The sequence below is a fragment of the Vibrio sp. 2033 genome (assembly GCF_033339735.1).
In genome coordinates, this window is sequence record NZ_JAWOVC010000313.1 from 1 (window position 1) to 730 (window position 730).

The 730-nt window shown below is 43.6% G+C and carries 1 protein-coding gene; it reads left to right on the forward strand.

What is annotated here, in order from left to right:
- Positions 1–243: 243 nt before the first annotated feature.
- On the forward strand, positions 244–730 hold a 487-nt coding region (locus R7P74_RS26295), incomplete at its 3' end, for a retention module-containing protein (RefSeq protein ID WP_318123581.1).

Consider the following 730-nt stretch of genomic DNA (forward strand, 5'->3'; position numbering starts at 1 on the left):
ACTTGTTTAGAAATAAGTGACGCATTTCATATAATTACTTGATATTGCGCCGCTAGGATATGTGTCCCATTTTGGTGACAGATAGTAACTTTAACTTGTTTTGGGATGTGGAACGCAATAAGTCGATTGTTTAATGAGTTGATAGTTAGTTTAATCAACCAACGATGTGCAAAACACCACATATATTCAACTAAAAACTATGCAATAGGTTAATGGGAAACGTTGGCCATTAGCGGAGGTCAGATGAGTACGCAAACCGTGCCGCAAAACGCGATTGTAAATGCTGTCAAAGGGGAAGTTTTGGTATTGGATCTTACAGGTAAGATCCGAGTGGTAAGCGCCGGAGATGCGTTAAATACAGGGGATGTCATTGTCACAGAAAACAATGCGTCTTTGGATGTTCTAATCAATAACGAGGTCTATCTTGTCGACCAAAACTGTGTCGCGTGTGTTCCTGAGCCTTCATCAGAACAACCGGAAACTTTGGTTCAAACCTCGGTTGATGGTCAAATTGCTTTCGACCCGACGGTGATTGATGGTGCTAATTTTGACGCAAATGATGTTGCTGCTATCCAACAAGCGATTTTGGAAGGTGCCGACCCGACGGCAATTCTTGAAGCAACGGCCGCTGGTGGCGATGCGTCTGTTTCGGCAAATGCTGGCTATGTGACGGTTGAATACAACAATCCACAGTTGCTTTCCTCGACTTTTTTCGCAACCTCTGCCATAC